This window comes from Thermonema sp. (genome assembly GCF_026003375.1).
Classification (GTDB): Bacteria; Bacteroidota; Bacteroidia; order Cytophagales; family Thermonemataceae; genus Thermonema; species Thermonema rossianum.
Map to the genome: position 1 here is coordinate 985,107 of NZ_BPHD01000002.1, position 23,769 is coordinate 1,008,875.

Below are 23,769 nucleotides of genomic sequence, written 5' to 3' on the forward strand. Positions count from 1 at the left end.
CCCGTTTCGTTTAACTTGACAAATGCAAAAGGCTGAGCGCCTTTTTTGCAAAATTCTTGATTGAATTTAGTAAAATTGTTTATTTTTCGCAAAATTTGAACAACTTAAACAAACAAACGAGTTATGAAACAGTATAGCAACGCTCTTATTGCCCTTGCCATTGCCGGGTCAGTAGGTTTAGCTGGTTGTAACAGCTTAAGCCAAATGACCAAGATGGCAAAAGAACAAGACTTAAAGGTCGACCCCAATCCACTGGAACTGCACGGCGGTGTAGTAAGCTTTAAAATGTCTGCCAAGCTCCCCGTAAAAATGTTGAAAAAAGACACTGAATACGAATTGAAAGTGTTCTTTGTCAATGAGGGAGCAGCAGAAGGACAAGAGACCTTCAAAAAAGATGTAGGCTCTATCACCTTTGTATCGAACGACTACCTGCCGCAAAGCAACGAGGAAGAGCCCCGCATCGAAAAAGCCATGAGCTTCGACTATGAAGAACAGTTCGAGCGTGGCGACCTCGTAGTAAAAGGCTTTGCCCGCAGCACCAAAAACAACAAAGAAAAATCAACGGCTCAGATGCCCGTAGCCAAAGGCGTGATTACCACCTCTACTTTGGTGAAAGACCTCTTGGATGAGCCTTATGGCTTGGGCAACGAAGGCGAAGGCACCTTCGCTGTGCTTGACCATGGCTACGGCAAGCAAGAAGTGAAGCAAGTATATGTTGACTTCAACTTCGAGCAGGGCAGTGCAAAACTGCAAAGCGCAGAAGTGCGCGACAAAGGCGCTGCTATCGATGCCTTCGTAGCTTCAAAAATGCTCGTAGAAAAAGACGGCAAATCAACCGTAAACATCAAAGGTTCGCACTCGCCGGAAGGCCGCGAAACCATCAACCGCAACTTGGCTGATCAGCGTGCTGCGGTGATGAAGAAGTACTATCTCGACCAAATGAAGAAGTACAACTACGCCAAAGAAGAACTTGACAAAGTAACTTTCGAAATTACTACCCAAACTTTGGATGAAACCTTGCCTGAGTTCTTCAGCCTCGTAGATGCCAACACTACTTTGACTGCTGAGCAAAAGCAAGAAATCAAGAGCATCATGCAAGGTGAAGGCAGCTTTGTAGAGCGCGAAAAAGCCCTGCACAACAAGCCTTACTATGATGTACTGATGGACGAGGTATATCCCAAGTTGCGTTATGCCCGTACCGACGTATTGCAAGGTCCCAAGCAAAAAACCGATGCTGAGATTGCCTCTTTGGCTCGCCAAATTGCCAAAGGTGAAAAATCTACCGATGAGCTGACCGAAGCTGAATTGCTCTACGCTGCTTCCATGACGCCTGATATGGAAGAGAAAGTAGCCATCTATGAAGCTGCCATCAAGAAAAACGACAGCTATGTAGCTCATAACAACTTGGCTGCTATTAAGCTGGAAATGGCATTGAAAGAAACTGACAGTGCTAAACGTGAAAAACTGGTTTCTGATGCCATCACCCACTTGGAAATAGCTAAGAACAAAAACGAAACTGCCGAAGTAAACTACAACCTTGGCTTGGCATATGCCATGAAAGGCGACAAAGCCAAAGCTGAACAAGCCATCAACCGCGCTATTGAAGTAGGCAGCGACAACCCTGCCACCATGCGCAAGTTGAATGGCGCCAAAGGTATCATGCTGATGAAGCAAGCCAAGTCTTACGACGACAATAAATACGTAGAAGCTGAGCAGGCATTTGCTGCCGCCGGCAATGGCCATAAAGTACTCTTCAACAAAGCATTGGCTCAGCTGCTGCACAGAGATTACGACAAAGCAATGGTAAGCTTCGATGCGGCTATCAAAGCTGCTCCGAACGATGGCTTGAGCTACTATGGCAAAGCTATCACCGCTGCCCGCAAAGGCAACGCGACCGAGATGCTGAAAGCCCTGAAAAAAGCCATCGAGCTGGATAGCGATCTGCGTGCACGTGCTGCCAAAGACTTGGAATTCATGAACTACTTCAACTCTACCGAGTTCCAAGATGCTATTCGCTAAGCCATAAGGCAACGATAAACCAAACAGCGCTACCAACCGTAGCGCTGTTTTTTTGTGCCTTTATCGGAAAGCCTATGATAAAGCGGTGTATTTATTCTGTTCAATCGTTTCTTTCTTTTATTCAAATACCTATATTTGCCCACGGTTTTTAAAACAGTCAATATCATGATAGTTGGTGTACCTAAGGAAATCAAGAATAACGAAAACCGCGTAGCCGTAACTCCGGCAGGAGTTACAGAATTCGTAAAGCGTGGACACACCGTGTATGTGCAAAAAAGTGCCGGTGAAGGCAGCGGCTTTGCCGATGAAGCCTATGAAAAAGCAGGAGCCATACTGCTCGACACCATCGAAGAGGTGTATGCCAAGGCAGAAATGATTGTGAAAGTAAAAGAACCCATCGAACCGGAATATAAACTGATTCGCGAGGGACAACTTGTTTTTACTTACTTCCACTTTGCTTCTTCCGAAGCGCTGACCAAGGCAATGATTGAGCAAAAAGGCGTTTGCCTTGCTTATGAGACCGTGGAAAAAGCAGATGGCAGCCTGCCTTTGCTTATTCCTATGTCAGAAGTAGCGGGGCGTATGGCCGTGCAAGAAGGTGCCAAATACCTTGAAAAGCCCGTAGGTGGCAGAGGTATTTTATTGGGCGGCGTGCCGGGGGTAATGCCTGCCAATGTATTGATTATTGGTGGAGGGGTAGTAGGTACACAAGCGGCTAAGATGGCGGCCGGTTTGGGTGCCAACGTGACCATCATGGATGTGAACCTGCAGCGCCTGCGTTATTTGGCTGACATTATGCCTGCCAATGTGCGCACCATGATGTCGAATGAATACAATATCCGCGAAGCTGTAAAAACAGCTGACTTGATTATTGGAGCCGTGCTGATTCCCGGGGCAAAAGCACCCAAGCTCATTACCCGTGATATGCTTAAGACCATGCGTCCCGGCACGGTGGTGGTAGATGTGGCAGTAGATCAAGGCGGATGCATTGAAACCTGCACACCTACTACACACGAAAACCCCACTTTTGTCATTGATGGCGTATTGCACTATTGTGTAGCCAACATGCCCGGTGCCGTGCCTTACACTTCTACCCTGGCACTGACCAATGCCACCTTGCCCTATGCTTTGCGTTTGGCTGACTTAGGATGGCGCGAAGCTTGCCTGCGCAGCAATGAACTTAAGCTCGGCTTGAATGTAGTACATGGCAAAGTAGTTTATAAAGCAGTGGCAGAAGCTTTCAACCTGCCGTATGTGCCGGTAGAGGAAGTGCTTGCATAAGCAACTGACTTCGAAATAAATCAACAGAAGAGGGGCTACTAACAGCCCCTTTCTCTTTTAAAAAAACTACCAATGAATTTGCAACCCCCAAAAATGGCGCGGATAACCTGCCTGATAACCACTAAGTGCATAAGAAACTTGTAGTCTCCTTAGCAAAAGGCGGAAACCCAGCGACCAGCCGGCGCGATGCGAGAAGTCCCGGTAACGCAACGATTGGTTGCGCTGTCCGTCAAAGCCCACCTGCAGCTGAAAAGCTTTGTGCAGGAGTATATCAGCCCCAACGCCTGTATGGCTGAGCCACTCGGAAGCACCTTCTATGCCTTTGGTTTGTTGCCAGTCGTGAAGGCGTGAAAGCGTCAGATAAAACCGGACCGGCATATGGGCCGGCTTGAAAATGCTGCTAATGCGCGCATCGAAGGGCAGTGGCGTAGTGCTTTGACCTACGGCGGCAGTGGCAAAACCAATATTTTTCAACAGTACGCTGAAATGAAAATCGGCGGTGGGGTGAATAAAAACCGCATTCAAATCCATGGCGAAGCCATGTGCCCCATACTCGGCAATTTGGCTGTTCACCCACTTGGCTGTAAGCCCTATGCCATAGTTTCCCATGCGGTGGGCGCTTCCTATCTCTATGACATAGTCGGCCGCACGGAAAGTGCCGGTGCTTTGCCCGCTGGCATCGGTAGCGTCCATCTTGCCATAATTCAAATACCGGATGCCTATGCCCAAAGGATACTGCTGACGCAAAGCAAGCACCATGGTGGCACTGCTGTAGGTCATGCCCTCGCGCAAACTCTGAAAGCCAAAGGCCGCCCTGCGCGTATTGTTGCCATTCAGCATGGCAGGGGCAGTCATCCAGGCAAAAAGGTCTGTGCTGTCGGCAATGGTTTGGCTTTCGCCCAGCGCGGCACCGCGAGGGTGGGAGGCAAGGTTCAGCACCTGAAATGACTGTTGGCTGTAGGTTTGGGCTGTTGCATGACGGCAAGCAGCCCAAACACAGGCAAGCAGCAAAATAAGCCGGCTAAAGGTTTTCATTTATTCTGAACAATAATTCCTAAGCGTAACAACTGATAAGATACTTTCAAGCCTGTTTTTTCGATGTTTTGCGGATTGATTTGAAAAAGGAGTTTTCCATTTCTTACAATGAAATTGATGCCGCTAAACTCTTGAATGTACTCTTCGTTCTCTGTGATGACAAGCAACGGCAGCTTGCTGATTTTTTGAATCAGCTGTGTTTTTCGATAGTTGTTGAGAGGAAAAGAGTTGGGAATAAATAAAATGTGGCAGTTGGACTCTATGGCGTCGATGTCCTCATACTTACGTATGATAAAACGCATATAAGGCGAACTCTTGGCACGCGCCATGCGGTAGAGCCCTTGCAAAATAGGCGAGTCCCCAAGCACGCCAATAATATGCAGGCGGTTGTCTTCGGGCCATTGTATGTATTTGCAAAAATTATAAATGAACACAGAATGATAGAGATAATGCGTGCCGGCTTGCCCCTGCGAATAAACACGCGGGCTTGCCAAGAGCCATATGAGCATAAGTTGCACTATGAATAATCCGGCGCGAGAGGCTTTCATGCTTCCATTGGGTTAGACGGTAAAGGTGCTCAGTTGATTGTCTCAATATAATGAAATATTGAAAAATATAAAGTTTTTGACAAACAAATAGGCCGCCTTAAAAGGCGGCTTTCAATTAAAGCTGTAAAGCATGCTTGAGCACTTCTTGCGCCGTGCGCACGTATTTTATCTTGAGCTTTTTGATAAGTGGCGATTTGATTTCTTCCACATCTCTTTGGTTGGCTTCACATAAAATCACCTCTTGAATGCCCGCACGTTGGGCTGCCAGTAGTTTTTCTTTGATGCCACCTACCGGAAGCACTCTGCCGCGCAAGGTGATTTCGCCGGTCATGGCCAATCCGTTGCGTACGGGTTTTTGCAGGTATAGCGAAGCCAAAGAAGTAAGTATGGTGATGCCGGCCGAAGGACCGTCTTTGGGAATGGCGCCTTCAGGTACGTGAATATGTAAGTCGTACTCTTCAAAAAGACGGCTGTCGATACCTAAAGCTTCGGCTTGTGATTTTAAAAGAGTAAAAGCGGTGGTAGCCGATTCTTTCATCACCTCGCCCAAGCGTCCCGACAAGGTCAACTTGCCTTTGCCGCGGGTGAGCAGCGATTCGATGTAAAGAATATCACCGCCGACGGGCGTCCAAGCCAGTCCTATAGCCACCCCATGCGGCAAATTCTCTTCGCTTAGCTCTTTGTGATAAGGTGGTTTTCCTAACAATTTATACACATCGCTTGCTTTAATAATCTTGGGGTACGCCTCTTCCATGGCTACGGCTTTGGCTACTTTGCGCATGAGGCTGCCCACCTGGCGCTCGAGTTGCCGGACACCTGACTCCCGTGTATATTCTTCAATCAGCGTAAGCAAAGCATTCTCTTGCACACGCACCTGCTTGCCGCTCAATCCGTTGGCTTCCCGTTGTTTAGGCACCAAGTACTGCTTGGCTATTTCCAACTTCTCATCTATAGTGTATCCGGTTAGTTCTATGATTTCCATCCGGTCGCGGAGGGCAGGATGCAGGGTGTCCAAGGTGTTGGCAGTAGCAATGAAAAGCACTTTCGAGAGGTCAAACGGCACTTCCAGGAAGTTATCCACAAAGGCATTGTTTTGCTCGGGGTCCAGCACTTCCAACAAAGCCGATGCAGGGTCACCACGGAAGTCACTGCCTATTTTGTCGATTTCATCCAGCACAAACACGGGATTGGATGAGCCGGCACGCCGTAGTAACTGAATGATTTTGCCCGGCATGGCACCAATATAGGTTTTTCGGTGCCCCCGTATTTCGGCTTCGTCGTGTAAGCCACCTAATGACATGCGCACGTATTGGCGCCCCAGCGCCTTGGCAATGGATTTGCCCAAGGAGGTTTTGCCTACCCCCGGAGGTCCATATAAGCAAAGAATAGGACCTTGCAGCGACGATTTGAGCTTCATCACTGCCAAAAATTCCAAGATGCGCTCTTTTACTTTTTCCAGCCCGTAGTGGTCTTGGTCTAATATCTTTTTTGCATGTTGAAGGTCCAGCTTGTCTTGCGAAAAGCGCCCCCATGGCAGGTCAAGTAGCAGTTCAAGGTAGTTGACTTGTATGCCATATTCAGGCATGCCCGGTGCCAGACGCAGTAGCTTGTTCACCTCTTTGTCGAAGTGTTTGGCTACCTCTTCGGGCCAGTCCATTTGAGCCGCCTTCTCTTTGAACTCTTCCACCAGGGCACCTTCGTGCTCATAGCCCAGCTCATGCTGCAGCACCTTGATTTGCTGACGCAAGTAGTAGTCGCGCTGCTGCTTGTCTAAGTCGCTATGTACTTTCTTTTGAATTTCATTTTTCAGCTCCAGCAGCTGTATATTTTTGAGTAGCTGCTCGAGCAGTGCCATGCCCCGGCGAATGATGTCATTTTCTTCAAGCAGGCGTTGCTTTTCGGGCAGGCTTATTTGCAGCTGCACCGATAAAAAATTGACCAGAAAATGAAAGCTTTCAATATTGGACAGAGTGGCGTAAGCATCTTCCGAGAGCTCCGGGTGCAACTGTATCATGCGACGGGCGGCATCCATCAGGTTTTCTTTAAGTGCCAGCGCTTCGTCGCTGTGGGTGTTGGCATCTGTTTCTAAAAGAGGTTCAACCTCCGCTATGAAATAGGGGTCCTCTTGGACGTACTGTTGAATTTGAAAACGCCCTAAGCCTTGCAATACGACGGTTACCTGCCCGTTGGGGAGGTTGACGCGTTTTAGTATTTGGGCGGCTGTGCCTACCTGAAAAAGGTCTTGGCTGCCGGGGTCTTCTATTTGTTCATCTTTTTGCGCTACAATGCCAATGATAGAACCTTGCTTGCCATGTTGCTGAATGAGTTGCATGGACTTCTCACGCCCCACTGTAACCGGAATGATGACACCGGGAAACAGCACTGTGTTGCGTACGGCCAAGATAGGCAAAGGGGAGGGTATAGGGCGCTTACGAAGGCCGGCCTCTTCTTCCTCGTTGAGCAGGGGAAGCATCTCGAATCCTTCGTCTGCTTGCATATATCTTATCATAAAAGTTACAAAGTTATGTGATTAGGTATCCAAAAGGGTGCTTGTTGCGTATAGTAAAGGCATGCAATGTTTGGCTTATTGCTTTAATTTCCTTTACTTGGTAAATAGGATGTGTGTTTTTGTTTACTTGTATTTACAGTTTGCAAAGGTAATAAAAACTAAGTGACTGTGACTTCTCATTGAATCGGGTACATTACTATGAGCAGTGTTTTTTTGCGCTTTGGAGTCGTTTTTTTCATACTTTACTTGTCAATAGTTCAGAGTTACGCACAAATTGACAAGGTAAACAAGGAGTCTTTTGTTATCAAGTCCGACAGTGTGCTGGCTCGATATAAGGGAAGTACTTTTGCTTTCCCTTATGTGAACAAGCGTACCTACTACTACAACGAAAAGGAGTTGGAGAGTATTCGCCGGGCCTTTCGTAAGCGTGACTTTGAAGAAGCCTATAAGCTTCTTTACCGTTATGTCATGAATTTTGGAGTAGAAAACTTCTATCGCGATACCGACTTGTTGTGGCAGTTGGGCAAGCTGATGGAGCTGTTCGACGACATAGAACTTGCCAAAAGTATGTATCGCATCGTATTGAAGCACCACAGGGGCCCCAATGTGCGTCAAATGGAATTATATTATGACTCGCTCACCATCAACGACCGGGACTATTATGTGCCTTTGGAGTATTATTATGAATTGGTAGAATACCGCAAGCTTATCGATACCTTGCGTCCACCGCAAGGCGTTTTGCTCAATATGGGCGATTGGGTCAACTCATTGGCGCCCGACTATGCCCCTGCCATCAGCCCCTCGGGCAATTTGTTGATTTTTACTTCCAAACGAAACAAAAGAAAGACGGCCACTGGCGAAGAAGTGCCCAATGAAGATATTTTCTTCTGCCGCAAGGTAGATGATTACTGGGATATGGCAGAAGAGCTCAAAGGCTTGAACACGATTTACAACGAAGGGTCTGCCCATATTTCCAAAGACGGTAAAACCATTTACTTTTCCCGTTGCGAAGCCCCCGATGGCTACGGCAACTGCGATTTGTATGTGGCTTATTTGCAAGCCGACAGCACTTGGCGTGTGGAAAACTTGGGACCCAATGTAAACAGTGTGGCTTGGGATTCGCATCCCTCTTTGTCTCATAACGAAGACACCCTTTACTTCGCCTCTGACCGTATCGGTGGCTTTGGGCTTTCCGATATTTACTTTACCTATAAATTACCGGATGGAACATGGGCACCGGCGCAAAACTTAGGCCCAACCATCAACACACGGCGCAATGAAGTCAGCCCTTTTATGCATCCGGTGTATGACGTCCTTTACTTTAGTTCGGATGGTCATTTGGTGAACTTTGGCAGCTTCGATATTTACAAAGCTTACCGGGTAGGGGGGCGCTGGCAAGAGCCTATCAATATTGGTCCTTTGGTGAATGGGGCCGGCAGTGAGTACTACTTCGCTATAGACCCCAAAGCTGAGTATTTGTACTATGCCCGTTCCGAACCGGAGGATATAGAAAATCTGGACCTTTACTCTTTTCCGCTGCCTATGGAAGCGCAGCCCGAAGCAACCACTTTGTTCAAAGGCTATGTGGTGGACTCTGAAACGGGCAACCCCTTTCAAGGCATTGTAGCTGTTATTGACTTAGACAACGGCATTGAAATTGCCCCAAAATATTTGCGCCCCGATGGCTCTTATGAATTCGACTTGATAAAAAACAACAACTACCTGGTCATTATTACCGGCGAGGATTTCTTCCGCATACAACAGCGCTTCTATCTGGAAGGTGACACAACCATTACCTTGAAGGCTACTTCCCTTAAATTCCGTAAGTTCCAGTTTGCGTCTATCGAGTTCGAACCGGGAAAAGCCGATATCTTGCCGGAAATGGAGCCAGATTTAGACAAGGTGGTTCTCTTTCTGGCAGATAACCCCACCGTGCGCCTGCGCATTTCCGGTCATACCGACTCGGACGGAAACGAGCAATTCAACCTGGAGCTTTCTAAGCGGCGTGCCGAAGCCATTCGTAACTATATTCTTCAAAAAGGCAATTTCCCGCCCGACCGGATCGAAGCCGTAGGCTATGGCAGCACGCGCCCCTTGGTGCCCGAAGTGACCGAAGAAGATAAGCGGCGCAACCGCAGGGTTGAGTTTGAAATTATTAACTAAGTGCTCAATTTTAAACAGTGGCGCTGCTATCATTCTTTCATGAAGTGCACTAAGCAATACAAACCAAAACACTTTCGGTTATGGGAAAAATAGAAAAAATCATTTATCTGATTGCAGCGGTAGCTATTATTCTGTTGGCATTCCGCTTTATTATGGGGATTCTGAAAATAGCCATTGTACTTGCCGGTATCGGGTTTGTAGTTTTTTGGATATACAACCTGTTGCAAGACAATGATAAGGCTAAAAACAAAGCCGGAAATGATGACTTATGACAGAAACACTTGCCAAACAGTGGGATTTATACATAGAGCGCTTTAAAAACTATCTTTCGGCCGAACGGGCGTTGTCTGCCAATTCGGTGCAGGCCTACGTGCGCGATGTGCGCAAGCTGAAGGCGTATGCCGTGGAGGTGCTGAAGCCGGCAGCAGGTCCTTTCAGCTTACATACCGAGCAGCTGTCCGGCTTTTTATACTATTTGAACCGGGAGCTACAGGTAGCCGAGCGCTCACAGGCTCGCATCTTGTCCGGCATCAAAGCTTTTTACCGCTTTCTGCAGCTCGAAGATTTGATATCGGAAGACCCCGCCGTGTTGCTTGAAGCGCCCAAGCTGGGGCGGCGCCTGCCCGATACGCTCAGTGTGGAGGAAATAGATGCTATTTTGTCGGCTATTGACCTCTCTACTGACGAAGGCTTGCGCAATAGAGCCATGTTGGAAGTGCTCTACAGCTGTGGGCTGCGTGTCTCGGAGCTCATCGAGCTGAAAACAGGGAACCTCTATTGGGAGATAGGCTTTTTAAAAGTGATAGGCAAAGGCGATAAAGAGCGTTTTGTGCCCATAGGCAACAGTGCCCGCAAATACTTGAAGTTGTATTTAGACACCGTGCGCAAGCATGTAAAAGAGAAAAAGGGGCATGAAGAATATGTGTTCCTGAACCGGCGAGGCACCAAGCTAACGCGTGTTTATGTGTTTACTATTATCAAAGAGCTGGCAAAGATTGCCGGTATTCAAAAAAAGGTGAGCCCTCACACTTTCAGACACTCGTTTGCCACGCATCTGATAGAGGGGGGCGCCGACTTGCGTGCTGTGCAGGAGATGCTGGGGCACGAGTCCATTACCACCACCGAAGTGTATATTCATTTGGATATGGACTATCTGCGCGATACTGTCCGTCGTTTTCACCCCCGAAACCAACGACAGACAGGCGAGCGCACAAAAAAGGCAGACTAATTGCGGCGGTTCAACTCGTCCCGTATCTTGGCGGCTCTTTCGTAGTCTTCTTTTTCGAGCGCCTCTTCCAACATTTTTTGAAGCTGGTCGGTAGGCAGATGCTTTAGCTGCTCTTCAAAGCTTTCGGGGCGTTCGCCTGCCTCCACTTCTTCTTCCATTCCTTGCTCTTCATCTTCGGTATTGATGACAATGCCGGCTTCGTCCATAACAGATTCTTCGGCATAAATGGGGGCATTGAAGCGGATGGCAATGGCAATGGCATCAGAAGGGCGTGCATCGATTACCTCTGTTTGTCCGTCGCGCTCGCAAACCAGTTGGGCATAAAACACCCCTTCGCGAAGATCGGAAATGATGACTTCGCGCACCGATATGTCGAAGGCTTCTGCCAAACTGCGGAAGAGGTCGTGTGTCATGGGGCGGTTGGGGCGTATTTTTTCTATCTCTATGGCAATGGCTTGCGCTTCAAACATGCCAATGATAATAGGGAGGCGCCGGTTACCGTTCACTTCGCCCAAAATAAGCGCAAAAGAACCGGTTTGCGCTTGGCTGTTCGACAAACCTAATATTTCTAACTCTACTTGCACGGTTATTTTCGTTTTTTAAGGTTACAATCAAAAAAAGCCTTGCCAAGCCTTTCCGGCTTGCAAATATAAAAGAGTTGGATGATTTTACGCCTAAAAATACAAAAAGAGGCGGCCTTCTACAAGACTGCCTCTTGAAAATAGGCTATTGAAGTGCATCCCTATTTACCTAAGCGTTTTTTGAGGGCTTCGGTTAGCTTGGGCACTACTTCAAAGGCATCGCCCACAATGCCGTAGTCGGCGGCTTTGAAGAAAGGTGCTTCGGGGTCTTTGTTGATTACTACAATGCACTTCGAGGAGTTTACACCGGCCAAGTGCTGAATAGCGCCCGATATACCGATGGCTATGTAAAGGTTCGGACTTACTTTTACACCGGTTTGGCCTACGTGCTCATGGTGCGGGCGCCAGCCCATGTCCGATACAGGCTTGGAACAGCCGGTAGCAGCACCCAGCACTTTCGCCAGCTCTTCAATCATGCCCCAGTTTTCGGGTCCTTTCAGGCCGCGGCCACCCGATACCACGATGTCGGCTTCGGGCAATGATATCTCGTCGCTGGCTTTTTCTACCTTCACTGTTTTTACACGGTTGAAGAGCGCGTCATCCAGGTTGGGGCTGAAAGCTTCGATGCTTGCCTTTGCATCGGTTTTTTCTACCGGAAGAATATTTTTCTTGATGGCAATGATTTGCTTTTCGCCTTTCAAGATGGTGTAGGCAAATGCTTTGCCGGTATATACACTGCGTTTCACTTTCAAGTAATCGCCTTCTTTGGCAGGCAACTCTACCACATTGCCGGCAAAGGCGGCTTTGAAACGGCCGGCTACACGGGCAGCTACCGGGTCGCCCAACGACGACTTGGCCATCACGATTACCTGTGCACCGCTGGTTTCTACGGCTTGTGCCAAAGTTTCGGCATATGCCAACAGGTTCACTTGGTTGAGGCGGCTGTCGGCAGCGTGCATCACTTTCTGAGCACCATAGCCACCAATAGCTTCGAGCTCTTCTTGGGGCAGCTCGCCCAGCACCAAGGCGGTGGCACTTCCGCCAACCATTTCGGCTACTTTAGCACCATAGGCTACAGCTTCCAAAGACGAAGGCTTTACTTTACCTTCATTGGTTTCAACAAATATTAAAACTGACATATTTCGTTCCGTTTTTGAGGTTCAGAAAAGAATGTAGATTAGAGTACTTTGGCTTCGTTTTGCAGCAAGTCGATAAGCTCTTCCACATTGTCGGGATCGATGAGCTTGCACTCTTTGCGCGGCGGAGGCAACTCGAAGCTGTCGGTTTCGGTCAGTACATCTTCGGCAAACGGAGGCAATACTTGCAGCGGTTTGGTACGTGCCGACATGATACCGCGCATGTTAGGTATTTTCCACTCGGCAATAGGCTCTTGGCAGCCCAATACCAACGGCAATTCGGCTTCGAGATACTCTTTACCACCTTCAATTTCACGGGCCATCTTGGCTACATTGCCTTCGATGTCGAGTTTCATTACCGGCGACAAGGCGGGAATTCCCAGCATTTCACCTACGATGCCGTGCACTACGCCGCCGTTGAAGTCGATAGACTCGCGCCCCATCAAAATCAGGTCATAGTTGTTTTGCTTGGCAACGGCTGCAATCTGCTGAGCCACAAAGTAAGAATCGGTAGGTTCGGCATCGATGCGGATGGCATCATCGGCACCCAAAGCCAATGCTTTGCGGATGGTAGGCTCGGTTTCGGCTGTTCCTACGTTCAGGATGGTCACCGAAGCGCCCAGTTCGTTTTTGAGGTCTATGGCACGCGAAAGTGCATAATCATCGTAAGGACCAATCACAAACTGCACGCCGTTTTTGTCGAGTTGCTTGTTGTCCGGAGTGAATTTAATTTTGGTGGTGGTGTCCGGAACATGCGTAATACACACTAATATTTTCATAGGTTTGTGTTTTATGTTTGTTTGTGCTGCATAACTCCTTGTGTAGCCGTGAAGTTACGGAATATAGCTTAAATATAAAAATAGTATGCATGACGAACGTATAAGAAAATTGAAAGAAATGTTGGCAGAGTCGCCGGACGACCCCTTCTTGTATTATGCTTTGGCGATGGAATATCAGCAAGCAGCCCCCCAAGAAGCATTGGCTTATTTGGAGCAGCTGCGGCAGCGTTTTCCGCATTACGCACCCACCTATTATGCGTTGGCGCATCTGTATTGGGACCTGGGGCAATTGGCACAGGCACGTGCCATATTTGAAGAAGGCATAGAGGTATGCCGGCAGGCAGGTGAATCCAAACTTTTGACCGAATTGCAAACGGCTTTCCGGACTTTCTTGTTAGAAGAAGAGTAAAGTTTTTAGTTTTGTGGAACTTAAATCCGGAAGCTGTGCTTAAACTTCTCATCATTCTTTTTGGCATTGGCTACCTGCTGTATTGGACAGGCAAGGTGGCTGTACAGTTTTTCATAGGTTATCATAGCAAAGATTTTTCAGCCGGCAGGCGCAAAGAAGACATAAGAATAGACTACGTGCCGCCCAAAAAGCGGTCATTCGACGGCGGCGAGTATGTCGATTACGAGGAAGTAGAGTAATTTAAAAAAACAAATCAAACGACAATGGGAAAGTTCTTCCGTATAGAGGAGATGATTCTTTTCGAAGACGAGCATTATATAGTTATCAATAAACCACCGTTTTTATCGAGCTTAGACGAGCGTTTTGGCGTTGACAGGAAAGTGAGTGTTTTGTCTTTAGCCCGCGATTATCACGAAGGCGCGCAGTTGTGCCATCGTTTAGATAAAGAAACATCCGGAGCATTGGTGATAGCCAAACACCCCGAAGCCTATCGCCATTTGGCCATACAGTTCGAGCACCGCGAGGTAAAAAAAGAATATCACGCTGTGGCCGAAGGGGTGCACTCGTTTGAAAATCACGTAGTCAATCTGCCCATATTTCCAAAGCCGCAAAAAGGAATTGTGCGCATCGATTGGGCACAAGGCAAGCCGGCCATTACGGTATTCAATACCTTGCGTAATTACCGTGACTATACCTTGGTGCAGTGCTTCCCCGTTACCGGGCGCTTGCACCAGATACGTATTCACTTGGCAAGCATTGGCGCCCCCATCGTATGTGACGAAACTTATGGCGGGCAATGGTTGTATTTATCCCAGCTGAAACACCGTTATAATTTAAAGAAAGACAGCGAAGAGTTGCCTGTCATTCAGCGCTTTGCTCTGCATGCCCATAAAATAGCCTTCCGGAATATGGACGACAGCCCGGTGGAAATAGAAGCCCCTTACCCCAAAGATTTCGCTGTATTGGTGAAGCATCTTGAACGGTGGAACTCATAGCCCGCCGGCCTGCTTCAGTCGAAGCGGATGGCTTTGATGGGGCGGATGCGGGCAATGACGCCGGCGGCAAGCCATAGCAGCAAGAATACAATAACCAATGCCCCTATGTTTACCCCTACGATGGAGAGCCAGTTCCATTGAATGGGCACGTAATCCATGAAGTAGTGTTTGCGGTCAAGGGGCATCAGCCGGAAAAAATACTGTACCGTAGCCAGCCCTATACCCAACAGGTTGCCCCATGCCAAGCCGGCCAGGGCAATGCGTAAGCCTTGCCATACGAAAATGCTTTTGATTTGCCGGTTGCCGGCACCCATGGCTTTGAGTAAGCCAATCATGGAGGTGCGTTCTACGATGAGAATAAACAACACGGAGATGAGATTGAAGCCAATGACTGCCACGATGATGCCCAGCAACACCCACACGTTGTTGTCGAGCAATATCAGCCAGTCGAACATGTCGAAATGCTTGCTTTGGGCAGTCTCCAGATAGAGGTCCATATCCAATAGTTCGTCAATGAGAGGGAAGAGCCGGGGGAAGGTGTCAAAGTCTTTAAGGAACACCTCCACGCCGGTGACCGTGTGGGCATCCCAGCCATTGAGCTTTTGAAGCAATCGTATGTCTGTAAGCAGAAAATGCTCATCAAAGAGGCTCAGGCCGGTATCGTAGATGCCTACAATGACCATTTTACGGAAGCGTGGGGGCTGTTGTATGAATGCTACCAACAAGGTGTCGCCGGTTTGCACACGCAGCGTATTGGCTATATATTCACTGACCACCACTTCAAGCGCTTCTTTGGAACCATGCCGTGCCGGCAGCCTTCCGGCAATCAAGTTCGGGGCAAAATAGGTGCTGTCAAAATCTTGACCGATGCCTTTGAGCACCACCCCCAACACTTCATCGTTGGCACGCAAAACGGCTGCCTTCTCTATATACCGTTGCGTATGGTGTATGCCGGGCAGTTGCCTGATGGTATCGAAACAGGGGCGGCGTGTGTCGAGTGGTGGTGGCTCGAATGAACGATTATTGCTAAATTTGATGATGCGGGCGTGGCCGTGAAAAGCAAATAGCTTTTGCTGTATTTGCGATTTGAATCCCAGCAACACAGCAAAAGAAAGCAAAGCAATGGCAATGCCCGTTGCCAATGTGGCTGTGGCAATACGTGTGGCAGTGCGGCTGAATGCATGACGGTCAGCCGCGCGCTGCTGTAAACGGGAAGCGACCCAACGTGCCCATTGAATCGTTCGTATAGAAGGAAGCACAAATAAAAAAATTTATAGCTGTCGATGTTGCCAAAAATACACATCTTTCCTTTCTCTCTCAAATACCTGATGGTTTTGAGCCTTTGCTTGACTTCCTGCCGTTATGAAGGGCATGGGCAGCGTCTTACGGCAAAGGACACAGCGGTGCAAAGCCAATTACGCTTGGGCGCTGAACGCATGGAAGTCTATTTGTCTTTGCTTAAAGGCAAGAAAGTAGCCCTTGTGGTGAACCACACTTCCATGGTGGGACATATACACTTGGTAGATACCCTTTTGAGCAGGGGCATACAGGTGGAAAAAATATTTGCGCCCGAGCATGGTTTTCGAGGTACAGCCGACGCCGGCGAGCATGTGCAAAATGAACGCGACAAGCAAACACTCATTCCCATTGTTTCGTTGTACGGGAAAAACAAAAAGCCCCGTCCCGGGCACCTGCAAGATATTGATGTGGTGGTGTTCGACATGCAGGATGTAGGTGCACGCTTTTATACTTACATCAGCACCATGCATTATGTGATGGAGGCCTGCGCAGAGCAAGGAAAAGAAATTATCATTTTAGACCGCCCCAACCCAAATGGCGACTACATCGACGGACCTGTTTTAGACCCCCAATTTCGCTCTTTTGTAGGCATGCATCCCATTCCTGTTGTGCACGGGCTTACGGTGGGCGAGTTGGCACAGATGATTGCAGGTGAAAGATGGATACAGGCGGCTGACAGCTGCAAGCTCACGGTAGTAAAGATGGAAAACTACAAACATAGTATGCGCTATGAGCCGCCGGTGCGCCCTTCGCCCAACTTGCCAAACTATCATGCCATTCGTTGGTATCCGACCCTTTGCCTTTTCGAAGGTACGGCCATGAGTGTCGGACGTGGCACGGATTTTCCCTTTCAGGTGGTAGGTTATCCGCATCCCGGCATGGGCTCATTCCGCTTTACGCCACACCCTAATATGGGCGCCAAACACCCGCTTTATGAAGGAAAAACATGCTATGGGCTTGATTTGCGAAAGCAGGCACCGCCCGCTTATCTTGCCATTGAGTATATCATCGATTTTTACAATCGTTTTCCCGACAAGCAGCAGTTTTTCAACCGTTACTTCGATACGCTTTGTGGCACAGACCAAGTGCGCAAGCAAATAGAAGCCGGTAAGAGTGCCGCGGAAATCAGAAGACAGTGGGCGAAAGACTTGGAAAAATACAAGCAGTTACGGGCAAAATATGTAATTTATGATTAAGCTTTGCTTGCCGTTGGTTTGTATTTTACTCTGTGGCATGACTGCCACAAGAGAAGACGATTTTATGAAAAGCAGTGAAAGCATGTCGAAGGATTCAATTCAAAAACACACGTTGGAAATTGCCGGGCATAAAGTAGATGTATGGCTGCCGGGGCAGCCGCCCAAAGGCTGTATTTTACTGCTGCCCGGTTGGAACTTTTCGCGCACCGATTGGTGCGAGCGCTCGAGCATGTGCACGCAAGCCCTGCAGCGTGGCTTTGCTTTAGTGATGCCCGAAATGGGCAAGAGCGTATATGCCGAACAGCTGTTTCCCGAAACACGTCCCGATTGGCGGCAGTACCCCACGCGTCCATGGTTGCGGGAGCAGGTCATCGAGGAAGTAAGGGCACGTTTTGGCTTGCTGAAGCCGGGGCAAAACAATTTTGTGGTGGGGCTTTCGACCGGGGCTCGCGGTGCTGCCCTTTTGTGTTTAGATATGCCCGGCTTTTGGAAAGGTGCCGCCCTGCTTTCGGGCGACTATGACCAAACCAAAATGCCTTCCGATAATCTGATGCGCGGCTATTATGGCAGTTATCAACAGTTTGCAGAGCGTTGGAAAACGGTAGATAACGTCATTCACCGTATTTTGGAATGGCGCACCCCGGTGTACATAGGGCATGGGCGGAAAGACAAAGTAGTGCCACCGGCACAGTCGCAACACTTATGTGAAGTGTTGCGTAAGGTGTACCCTCAACTTACAGTAGAGTGTCATTTTCCGCTTGCCGGCCATGATTATACCTATTGGGACAGCGAGGTGAAGCCTATTTTGGATTTTCTGGAGTCGCTGCTTTGATACCCCCAAAAATTTATGTCCAGTATTTGCGCCATGCCCACAACGGGCGCTGTGTCAGGTAAGCAGGGTTGTGCTCGTGGGCGTAGGCTTCGCGCTCAAAGCAAATATGGCGGTAGGCTTGCCAATGGTTACGAAAGCGCCACAGCAGCAGCAAGTAATGCAGCAAGTAAACGATATAAAAAGGAAAAATAAGCAGCTCTAATTGTTGACGCAGGTGGATGCGTTCATGCAGCATAAGACGCCGGTCATGGCGCAAGTGGGCTTGTTTCAATAGAACAAACGGATACAAAGCCATGGCGCAGTAGCCCTTGGCAAGCAACCAAGGGCACACGACAATATAAGGCGGCTTAAGCCAGTGGCTCTTCTTCGTCATGAGGATAGGGCAAGAAGACGAAGTTCATAAACTCTTTATCCACCACAAAAAGGCAGCAATACTCGTCTATGGGCTTATACACCTGCTCGAAGTCGGTAAAATGCTCATCCGTAATAAGCCCCTGTTGGCGGAAGATTTCGGCATAAGAAATATAAAAATTCCACTCGCTGTTAATTTCTCTTTTATCGAGCAGCAGCCTGCCTATCTTCAGCTCTTCTTTGCATATGGGGAAGATGGGATAATTGGAAATCCTCCGCTTTTTCATCTGATAGGCTGCTTCTTTGAGCAAGTGGCTAATTTTTGCAAAGTCTTTGGTGATGGTACCTAAATATTTGCCTTGTATTTGTAATTCCGGATCGTTGTGCATGCTTGTTCTTTTTTAGAATCGTTTGCAAAGTTAGTAGTTTTCAATGACTAAGGGAAAGACCGGTTTGCAGGATGCCATCCAGCAGCAAGCCGAAGACAATACCAAAACTAAAGCCGTAGTTGATAAGTTCACGGAAGTAGCGTCCGGCAAAGCTTTGGAACAGTTTTTCTATCTCTTTCGGATTCATGGACTTGATTTCTTCTACTACAATGCCGCGCAGGTTGATGCTTTGAAGCAAAGCCGGCAGGTGCACCTCCAGGCTGTTCATGGCATAGTGTGTCAGGTTTTTCACCAGAAAAGCTTTGGTTTCCAGTGGCAAGTTGCTTATCAGTTTTTCCAGCAGGCTATCGTAAATGCTTGTAAGACTCTCTTGCAATGTATGTTTGAACTCTTCCGTATGCCAAAGCTTGTGCAGTGTATTTTGGGCATCGATGCGCAGCTGTTCAGTATCAAGCAGGTCTTTAAGAGGCTTATTTTTCGATACGGCAAAAAACTCATCTACCCAAAGCTTCTGCTGCTTCTGAATGCGTGGATGCCGAATCAGCGGCACCAAAAGAGCCGGCAGCGTTTTGTCGATACGCAGGCGTTCCATCCAAACAGAGAGGCTTTCACGCCCGTAGAGCCGGTAGAGCAGGCGGCTTATCCATTGAAAGTCTTGCATCAGTGTTGCCTGCTGTTTGTCGTCAATGGTGAGCGGTGGCGTAAGCCATTGAAAAATGGCTTGCCATTTGGTGATTTGCTCAATTGAGGTTTCTTGCACAAGTTCAGATAAGCGGATGCGCTTGCTCACTTCCACCACGGAGAGGCTGCCTATTTCGCCGGCTATGTAAAGAAACTCTTGGTTGTGCAAAAAGCTATGCACCGTTTCCGATAAACGCTTGTGTTCAATGCCCGTATTCAATTCGCCGATGGGCAGCTTGCCTATTTGGTGTATTTCTTGGCGTAACAGCTGCCGGAAGACCGGCAGGCGACTCTCCAGGTAAGCAGGGATAATATCATCGGCCAGCTCGTAAACGGTATCTTTAATTGTGCGCTTGTAAAGCACTGCCATGCCGTTTTCTTCTTTGGCTTTGGCATAGATATCTTCGGCAAGGCGGCTTTTGTTTTCTTGCATCCAGCGGATGGCTTTCTGCATAAAGTCTTGCAGTGTATGCTCAAGCAAGTGTTCGACTTCTACCATCAGGCGTCCGCCAAGCAGGCTTTCTATGGGGCGTTCGGGGCTTATTTCTTTCTGCAGGCGGGCGTGTAGTATGTCTGTTACGCGCTTCGCCAGGCGGGGCGTTTGCATCCATGTTTGAATCAGTTGTTTGCTGACAGTGGGCAACCAGTCTTTATCAGGAAAGCTTTGAATGATTTCATGCAGGCTTGCCGATTGGTGCTTTTGGTGCCATGCCTGCCAGCAGTTAAACAGGAACTCATGCAGCTGCCGGCTGTTGATAAAATGGTTGAACTGCTGTGCAAATATTGGAAACAGGTAAGTGTACAGGCGTTTGAAATCATCTTCGCTCCAGTGTCCTATCTGTTCCAGGCGGCGTATTGCCAAGCGGCCAAGGCGTTCGGTAAAGCGTTCACTTTGTAAATACTCTAAAATATTGCTGCGTATGGCGCTTGTATCAAACTCTTTTAGTGTGGTATTGCCCAGGCGCTCGGTGGTGTCCTTAATCAAAGGGCGCACCAATACGCCAAAATGTTGGTCTATCAGCTGCAAGCTGCTTTCGCTGAGCCATTGGCTGAGCTGTGGGCGGTTCTCTTCTATCAATTGGGTTAGCAGGCGGTAGTCATCTTTTTGAATCAATTGAACAACCTTTTCTTCCAATTGCGTGCGGTTTTCACGGAAGCGTTCTACCAGCTTGTCTTGGTTGAGCAGCTGTTCGCCTACAAAACGCCCCATATTTTCGGCAAAGCGGGCTTGGTTCTTGGCAATGACACCGGGCGTAAATGGCAAGCGCTGCTTACCTATGTAATAGGGACGGTAGGGGCGGAATATCATTTTCAAAGCAAGCCAGTTGGTACCGTAGCCGGTGATGCCATAGGCAGCCCCCGACAGCGCCAGGTTGGCGCCCCAACCGGGCAGGGCAGGCAAGGCATATAAGCCGGCACCGGCGATGCCGCCCAGCAGTGCCCCCAAACGCGTGATGGGCTTGACTTCCTTGCCCATAAACTCTTCCACCATATCGCGTATGCGCTCGGGGGGCAGCTTGCTAAGGTTATTGCGCACCAGCTCTTCTATGCGCCCTTTTAACAAGACCTCGGCATTGTTGACAAGCACTTGCTTGGTGCGTTCCGTAAGGGTATCTACAACTTTCTCGTTCTTCTGAATACGATTATAAAAAGGCAACAATGGCTGTCCGGCTATTTTTTCATATTCCGTGCGCAAGAGGGCAGTGGCTTGGCGGCTAAGCGAAGGAAGCCATTGCAGCCATTGCTGTGTGGGAATGAGCGTTTCAAGGTTGCGTTTTTTTACTTCGGCATACAAGGCTTGTTCTATGTCGAAAGCAAGCTGTGGCGAGTGAATACTTTTGTACCACCAGCGTGCCAGGTCTTGTATGAGTTGCCCTTGCTGATGCTCATCGAGTATTTCAATGAGCGGCTTCCCTAATAGTTGATTGACAGACAGGCGTTCTATCAACTTTTGCCATGCCGGTTCGAATTTTTCATCGGTTAAGAAAGTGTATATCTGCTGCGGCAGGCTTTCGCTCATCCGGCGGCTTATTTGGGGGGCAAGTTTTTTCAGTGGCAGCCATTTGCGCAAAGGCTCATTCAAGTAAACATACAGCTGCTTTGCTTTGAGTTTGTCTATTTCGTCTGTGATTCCCTTTTGTATGGAAGGCAACAGCACTTCCACAAAACGGTGTTTGGGAATATGGGCTACTATGCTGCCTATGCTGTTTTTTTGCAAATAATCCAGCAAGTAGTTGGCACCTTCTTGAGCAAGTGTTTGGGCGTCGTAGGTTTCGAGGTAATGGATGATTTTATCGACCACTTTGGTTTCGGCACTTACGCTGCCTACGAACAGGTCGATGAGCCACTCTTGTAATAGCGTTTGTGTATTCCGGCGAAACGTTTCGTCGATCAGCTCATCAATCAAATGCTTTTCGTTTTGAATAAAAGCAATGAGCTTTTCAAGCACACCGGGCAGGCGCTGCAGCAAAAAGTCTTTGAAGTGGGCTCCCATGTTTTTATCCAGCAGCTCGAAGAGTGTGGTATCTACCTTGAGCAGCTGTTCGTAGAGAAGCTTCAGGAAGGTTTCGAGGATGCGCTTGCCGGCGGGCTCTTGCAGCAGGCCGCGTACTTTCTCACGAAACACATGAAACATGCCGGCAAATTCTGCTTCGCTGATGTAATCGGAAAGACGCTCTTCGCCCAGGCGGTAAACCAGTATCTCTACGGTTTTAGGGGGCAACAGAGTGTGTACGGCACTTTGTAAGCTATCGCGCAAGGGGGTAGAAAAATTATAGCGCAACTCAGCCGGCACAAACAACAAAGGCTGGCGCAGGATAGCTATCCATTCGGCAACAATATCCTTTTGAATGACCTGTTCAAGAGGGGCATGCAAAATGCCGTTGGGCGATGATGTGAACACGTAATGCAGCCACTCGGTATCGGTTTCATGTTTGGCTAAAATGCGGCGCAGGATACCGGCCAGTTGCCCCCCCACATGCTTCACTTGTCTTTCGCTGATGAGCGTAGGTAACTCTAAATGGCGGCTGACCGCAGGAAAAATACGCTTTAAAGCCAGCTCAATGGCAGGTTCCAGGTCGAAGAGTATATGCTCAACGGCAATAGCCAAGTCAGGCACTTCGTTTAAGCGTGGCGTGTGGGCAATCCATGCCGGTATTTCTTCCGTCAAAAGCTGCTCGACCGTCTTTTGCAGTTCGGCGCGAAATTGCGGTGTGTCGAACGCAGCCCCTATTGCATGATGGGTGATGATGTCTTCTTCTACCAGCCGGCTGATGTTTTCCACAAACTCATGATGTGTTTTGAGCACGATGCCCCCCAGACCAAAGCGTTTGCGGAAAAGCATATCTATGGCCAGGTCGTTAGTGTAGTAACCAACAATACCGCCTGTAATGCTTTTAGACAGAAGACTGAACCAATGAACGGCCATGACAAAAAATGTTTACTTCAATTTATTTTCAAAAGGCGCCACTTGCTGCTCATAGTAGAGGCAGTAGGCGCGCAAGCCGCAGGCATCACACTTGGGTTTCCGGGCCAAGCACACGTAGCGTCCATGCAAGATAAGCCAATGATGGGCACGGGCTACCAGCTCTTTAGGTATGTGTTTGACCAGTTCTTGCTCTACTTCCAAAGGGGTTTTGGCACTTTCTTCTACCAAGCCGAGGCGCTTCGAAACACGGAACACGTGGGTATCAACCGCCATGGCAGGTTGGTCGTAAATGACCGACAAAATCACATTGGCGGTTTTGCGTCCTACACCGGGCAGCTTTACGAGCGCTTCCATCGTGTCGGGCACTTCGCCACCATATTGCTCTACCAGCATCTTTGCCATGCCTACCAAATGTTTGGCTTTGTTGTTGGGGTAGGAAATGCTTTTAATCAACTCATACACCTCTTCCACCTTGGCATTGGCCAAGTCCTGAGGCGTAGGGTAACGCTCAAAAAGGGCAGGGGTTACCTGATTGACCCGCTCGTCGGTGCATTGGGCACTCAAAATCACGGCAACCAACAGCTGATAGGGGGTTTCATAGCGTAATTCGGTTTGTGCATCGGGCTGCGTTTTCTGAAAGTATTCCAATATCTTTTGATATCGCTCTTCACGCTTCATGGGGTCGATGTTTTGTGCTCATTTGAAAACAATAAGCCAAAATATACAAAATAATCAAGCTGTGGGGCAGATATGACAGATTGTCAGTGCTTTCTGTATGGAATGCCCTTTGCTTGCAACAAAGGCAAAAACCAAAAGGAGGACAGCACTATGGCAGCAATAAAAGAGCAAGGACAAATTCAAGTAAGTACCGAAAATATTTTCCCCATCATCAAAAAGTTTTTGTATGCCGA

The 23,769-nt window shown here is 48.4% G+C and carries 21 protein-coding genes; 10 read left to right on the forward strand and 11 right to left on the reverse strand.

Going from position 1 to position 23,769, the window contains the following annotated elements:
• Window positions 1-123: 123 nt before the first annotated feature.
• Complete coding sequence (locus QVE43_RS09455; protein WP_038032158.1) at window positions 124-2,019, forward strand: lipopolysaccharide assembly protein LapB; 1,896 nt, start codon at window positions 124-126, stop codon at window positions 2,017-2,019.
• Between the two features lie 165 nt (window positions 2,020-2,184).
• Window positions 2,185-3,300, forward strand: coding sequence for an alanine dehydrogenase (gene ald / locus QVE43_RS09460; RefSeq protein WP_038032159.1), 1,116 nt, complete (start codon window positions 2,185-2,187; stop codon window positions 3,298-3,300).
• A 66-nt stretch (window positions 3,301-3,366) separates the two neighbouring features.
• On the opposite strand, the gene porQ is transcribed toward ald, so the two are convergent.
• From porQ to lon, 3 genes are all read right to left on the reverse strand, one after another.
• A complete protein-coding gene (gene porQ, locus QVE43_RS09465; protein WP_288006456.1) occupies window positions 3,367-4,335 on the reverse strand; it encodes a type IX secretion system protein PorQ in 969 nt (322 codons plus the stop codon).
• Window positions 4,332-4,883 (reverse strand): YfiR family protein, encoded by a 552-nt coding sequence (locus QVE43_RS09470; RefSeq protein WP_038032163.1) that lies wholly within the window; start codon window positions 4,881-4,883, stop codon window positions 4,332-4,334. Before QVE43_RS09470 ends, porQ begins: the two co-directional genes overlap by 4 nt.
• 115 nt (window positions 4,884-4,998) lie before the next feature.
• Entirely contained in the window at window positions 4,999-7,392 is a 2,394-nt protein-coding gene (gene lon, locus QVE43_RS09475; RefSeq protein ID WP_288006460.1) for an endopeptidase La, read from the reverse strand.
• Window positions 7,393-7,590: 198 nt separating this feature from the next.
• On the opposite strand from lon, the gene QVE43_RS09480 reads away from it, so the two are divergent.
• The 3 genes from QVE43_RS09480 to xerD all read left to right on the forward strand — a co-directional run bounded on the left by QVE43_RS09480 (window position 7,591) and on the right by xerD (window position 10,783).
• On the forward strand, window positions 7,591-9,555 hold the full coding sequence (locus QVE43_RS09480) for an OmpA family protein (RefSeq protein WP_288006463.1): 1,965 nt from the start codon (window positions 7,591-7,593) through the stop codon (window positions 9,553-9,555).
• Window positions 9,556-9,635: 80 nt separating this feature from the next.
• A complete protein-coding gene (locus tag QVE43_RS09485; RefSeq protein WP_288006466.1) occupies window positions 9,636-9,827 on the forward strand; it encodes a hypothetical protein in 192 nt (63 codons plus the stop codon).
• Window positions 9,824-10,783 (forward strand): site-specific tyrosine recombinase XerD, encoded by a 960-nt coding sequence (gene xerD / locus QVE43_RS09490; RefSeq protein ID WP_288006468.1) that lies wholly within the window; start codon window positions 9,824-9,826, stop codon window positions 10,781-10,783. The genes QVE43_RS09485 and xerD overlap by 4 nt, the downstream gene beginning before the upstream one ends.
• On the opposite strand, the gene QVE43_RS09495 is transcribed toward xerD, so the two are convergent.
• From QVE43_RS09495 to QVE43_RS09505, 3 genes are all read right to left on the reverse strand, one after another.
• The gene (locus QVE43_RS09495; RefSeq protein ID WP_038032169.1) at window positions 10,780-11,367 is read right to left on the reverse strand and encodes a bifunctional nuclease family protein; all 588 of its coding nucleotides are present in this window, start codon (window positions 11,365-11,367) and stop codon (window positions 10,780-10,782) included. The genes xerD and QVE43_RS09495 overlap by 4 nt on opposite strands.
• A gap of 158 nt (window positions 11,368-11,525) precedes the next feature.
• A complete protein-coding gene (locus QVE43_RS09500; RefSeq protein WP_288006471.1) occupies window positions 11,526-12,503 on the reverse strand; it encodes an electron transfer flavoprotein subunit alpha/FixB family protein in 978 nt (325 codons plus the stop codon).
• Window positions 12,504-12,541: 38 nt separating this feature from the next.
• Complete coding sequence (locus QVE43_RS09505) at window positions 12,542-13,279, reverse strand: electron transfer flavoprotein subunit beta/FixA family protein (RefSeq protein WP_038032173.1); 738 nt, start codon at window positions 13,277-13,279, stop codon at window positions 12,542-12,544.
• 85 nt (window positions 13,280-13,364) lie between these two features.
• Here QVE43_RS09505 and QVE43_RS09510 point away from each other — a divergent pair, with 85 nt between their 5' ends.
• From QVE43_RS09510 to QVE43_RS09520, 3 genes are read left to right on the forward strand one after another with little or no spacing between them, the layout of a single operon-like run.
• Window positions 13,365-13,688, forward strand: coding sequence for a tetratricopeptide repeat protein (locus QVE43_RS09510; protein ID WP_288006474.1), 324 nt, complete (start codon window positions 13,365-13,367; stop codon window positions 13,686-13,688).
• Window positions 13,689-13,723: 35 nt separating this feature from the next.
• Window positions 13,724-13,927 (forward strand): hypothetical protein, encoded by a 204-nt coding sequence (locus QVE43_RS09515; protein WP_157630134.1) that lies wholly within the window; start codon window positions 13,724-13,726, stop codon window positions 13,925-13,927.
• Between the two features lie 24 nt (window positions 13,928-13,951).
• Entirely contained in the window at window positions 13,952-14,683 is a 732-nt protein-coding gene (locus QVE43_RS09520) for an RluA family pseudouridine synthase (protein WP_288006477.1), read from the forward strand.
• A gap of 14 nt (window positions 14,684-14,697) precedes the next feature.
• Here the strand turns inward: QVE43_RS09520 and QVE43_RS09525 are convergent, their stop codons facing one another.
• Window positions 14,698-15,942 carry an ABC transporter permease gene (locus QVE43_RS09525; protein ID WP_288006478.1) on the reverse strand — a complete coding sequence of 415 codons (1,245 nt, stop codon included), beginning with the start codon at window positions 15,940-15,942 and terminating at the stop codon, window positions 14,698-14,700.
• 24 nt (window positions 15,943-15,966) lie between these two features.
• Here QVE43_RS09525 and QVE43_RS09530 point away from each other — a divergent pair, with 24 nt between their 5' ends.
• Both QVE43_RS09530 and QVE43_RS09535 read left to right on the forward strand, forming a co-directional pair.
• Window positions 15,967-17,178, forward strand: coding sequence for a DUF1343 domain-containing protein (locus QVE43_RS09530; RefSeq protein ID WP_288006479.1), 1,212 nt, complete (start codon window positions 15,967-15,969; stop codon window positions 17,176-17,178).
• Window positions 17,179-17,260: 82 nt separating this feature from the next.
• A complete protein-coding gene (locus QVE43_RS09535; RefSeq protein WP_288006481.1) occupies window positions 17,261-18,010 on the forward strand; it encodes an alpha/beta hydrolase-fold protein in 750 nt (249 codons plus the stop codon).
• Window positions 18,011-18,023: 13 nt separating this feature from the next.
• On the opposite strand, the gene QVE43_RS09540 is transcribed toward QVE43_RS09535, so the two are convergent.
• The 4 genes from QVE43_RS09540 to nth are packed head-to-tail and all read right to left on the reverse strand — an operon-like array spanning window position 18,024 to window position 23,536.
• The gene (locus QVE43_RS09540; RefSeq protein ID WP_071837492.1) at window positions 18,024-18,383 is read right to left on the reverse strand and encodes a hypothetical protein; all 360 of its coding nucleotides are present in this window, start codon (window positions 18,381-18,383) and stop codon (window positions 18,024-18,026) included.
• Entirely contained in the window at window positions 18,358-18,750 is a 393-nt protein-coding gene (locus tag QVE43_RS09545) for a hypothetical protein (RefSeq protein ID WP_288006483.1), read from the reverse strand. The genes QVE43_RS09540 and QVE43_RS09545 overlap by 26 nt, the downstream gene beginning before the upstream one ends.
• A 40-nt stretch (window positions 18,751-18,790) precedes the next feature.
• Window positions 18,791-22,858 (reverse strand): DUF445 family protein, encoded by a 4,068-nt coding sequence (locus tag QVE43_RS09550; RefSeq protein WP_288006485.1) that lies wholly within the window; start codon window positions 22,856-22,858, stop codon window positions 18,791-18,793.
• Window positions 22,859-22,870: 12 nt separating this feature from the next.
• The gene (nth, locus tag QVE43_RS09555) at window positions 22,871-23,536 is read right to left on the reverse strand and encodes an endonuclease III (protein ID WP_288006487.1); all 666 of its coding nucleotides are present in this window, start codon (window positions 23,534-23,536) and stop codon (window positions 22,871-22,873) included.
• Between the last annotated feature and the right edge of the window lie 233 nt (window positions 23,537-23,769).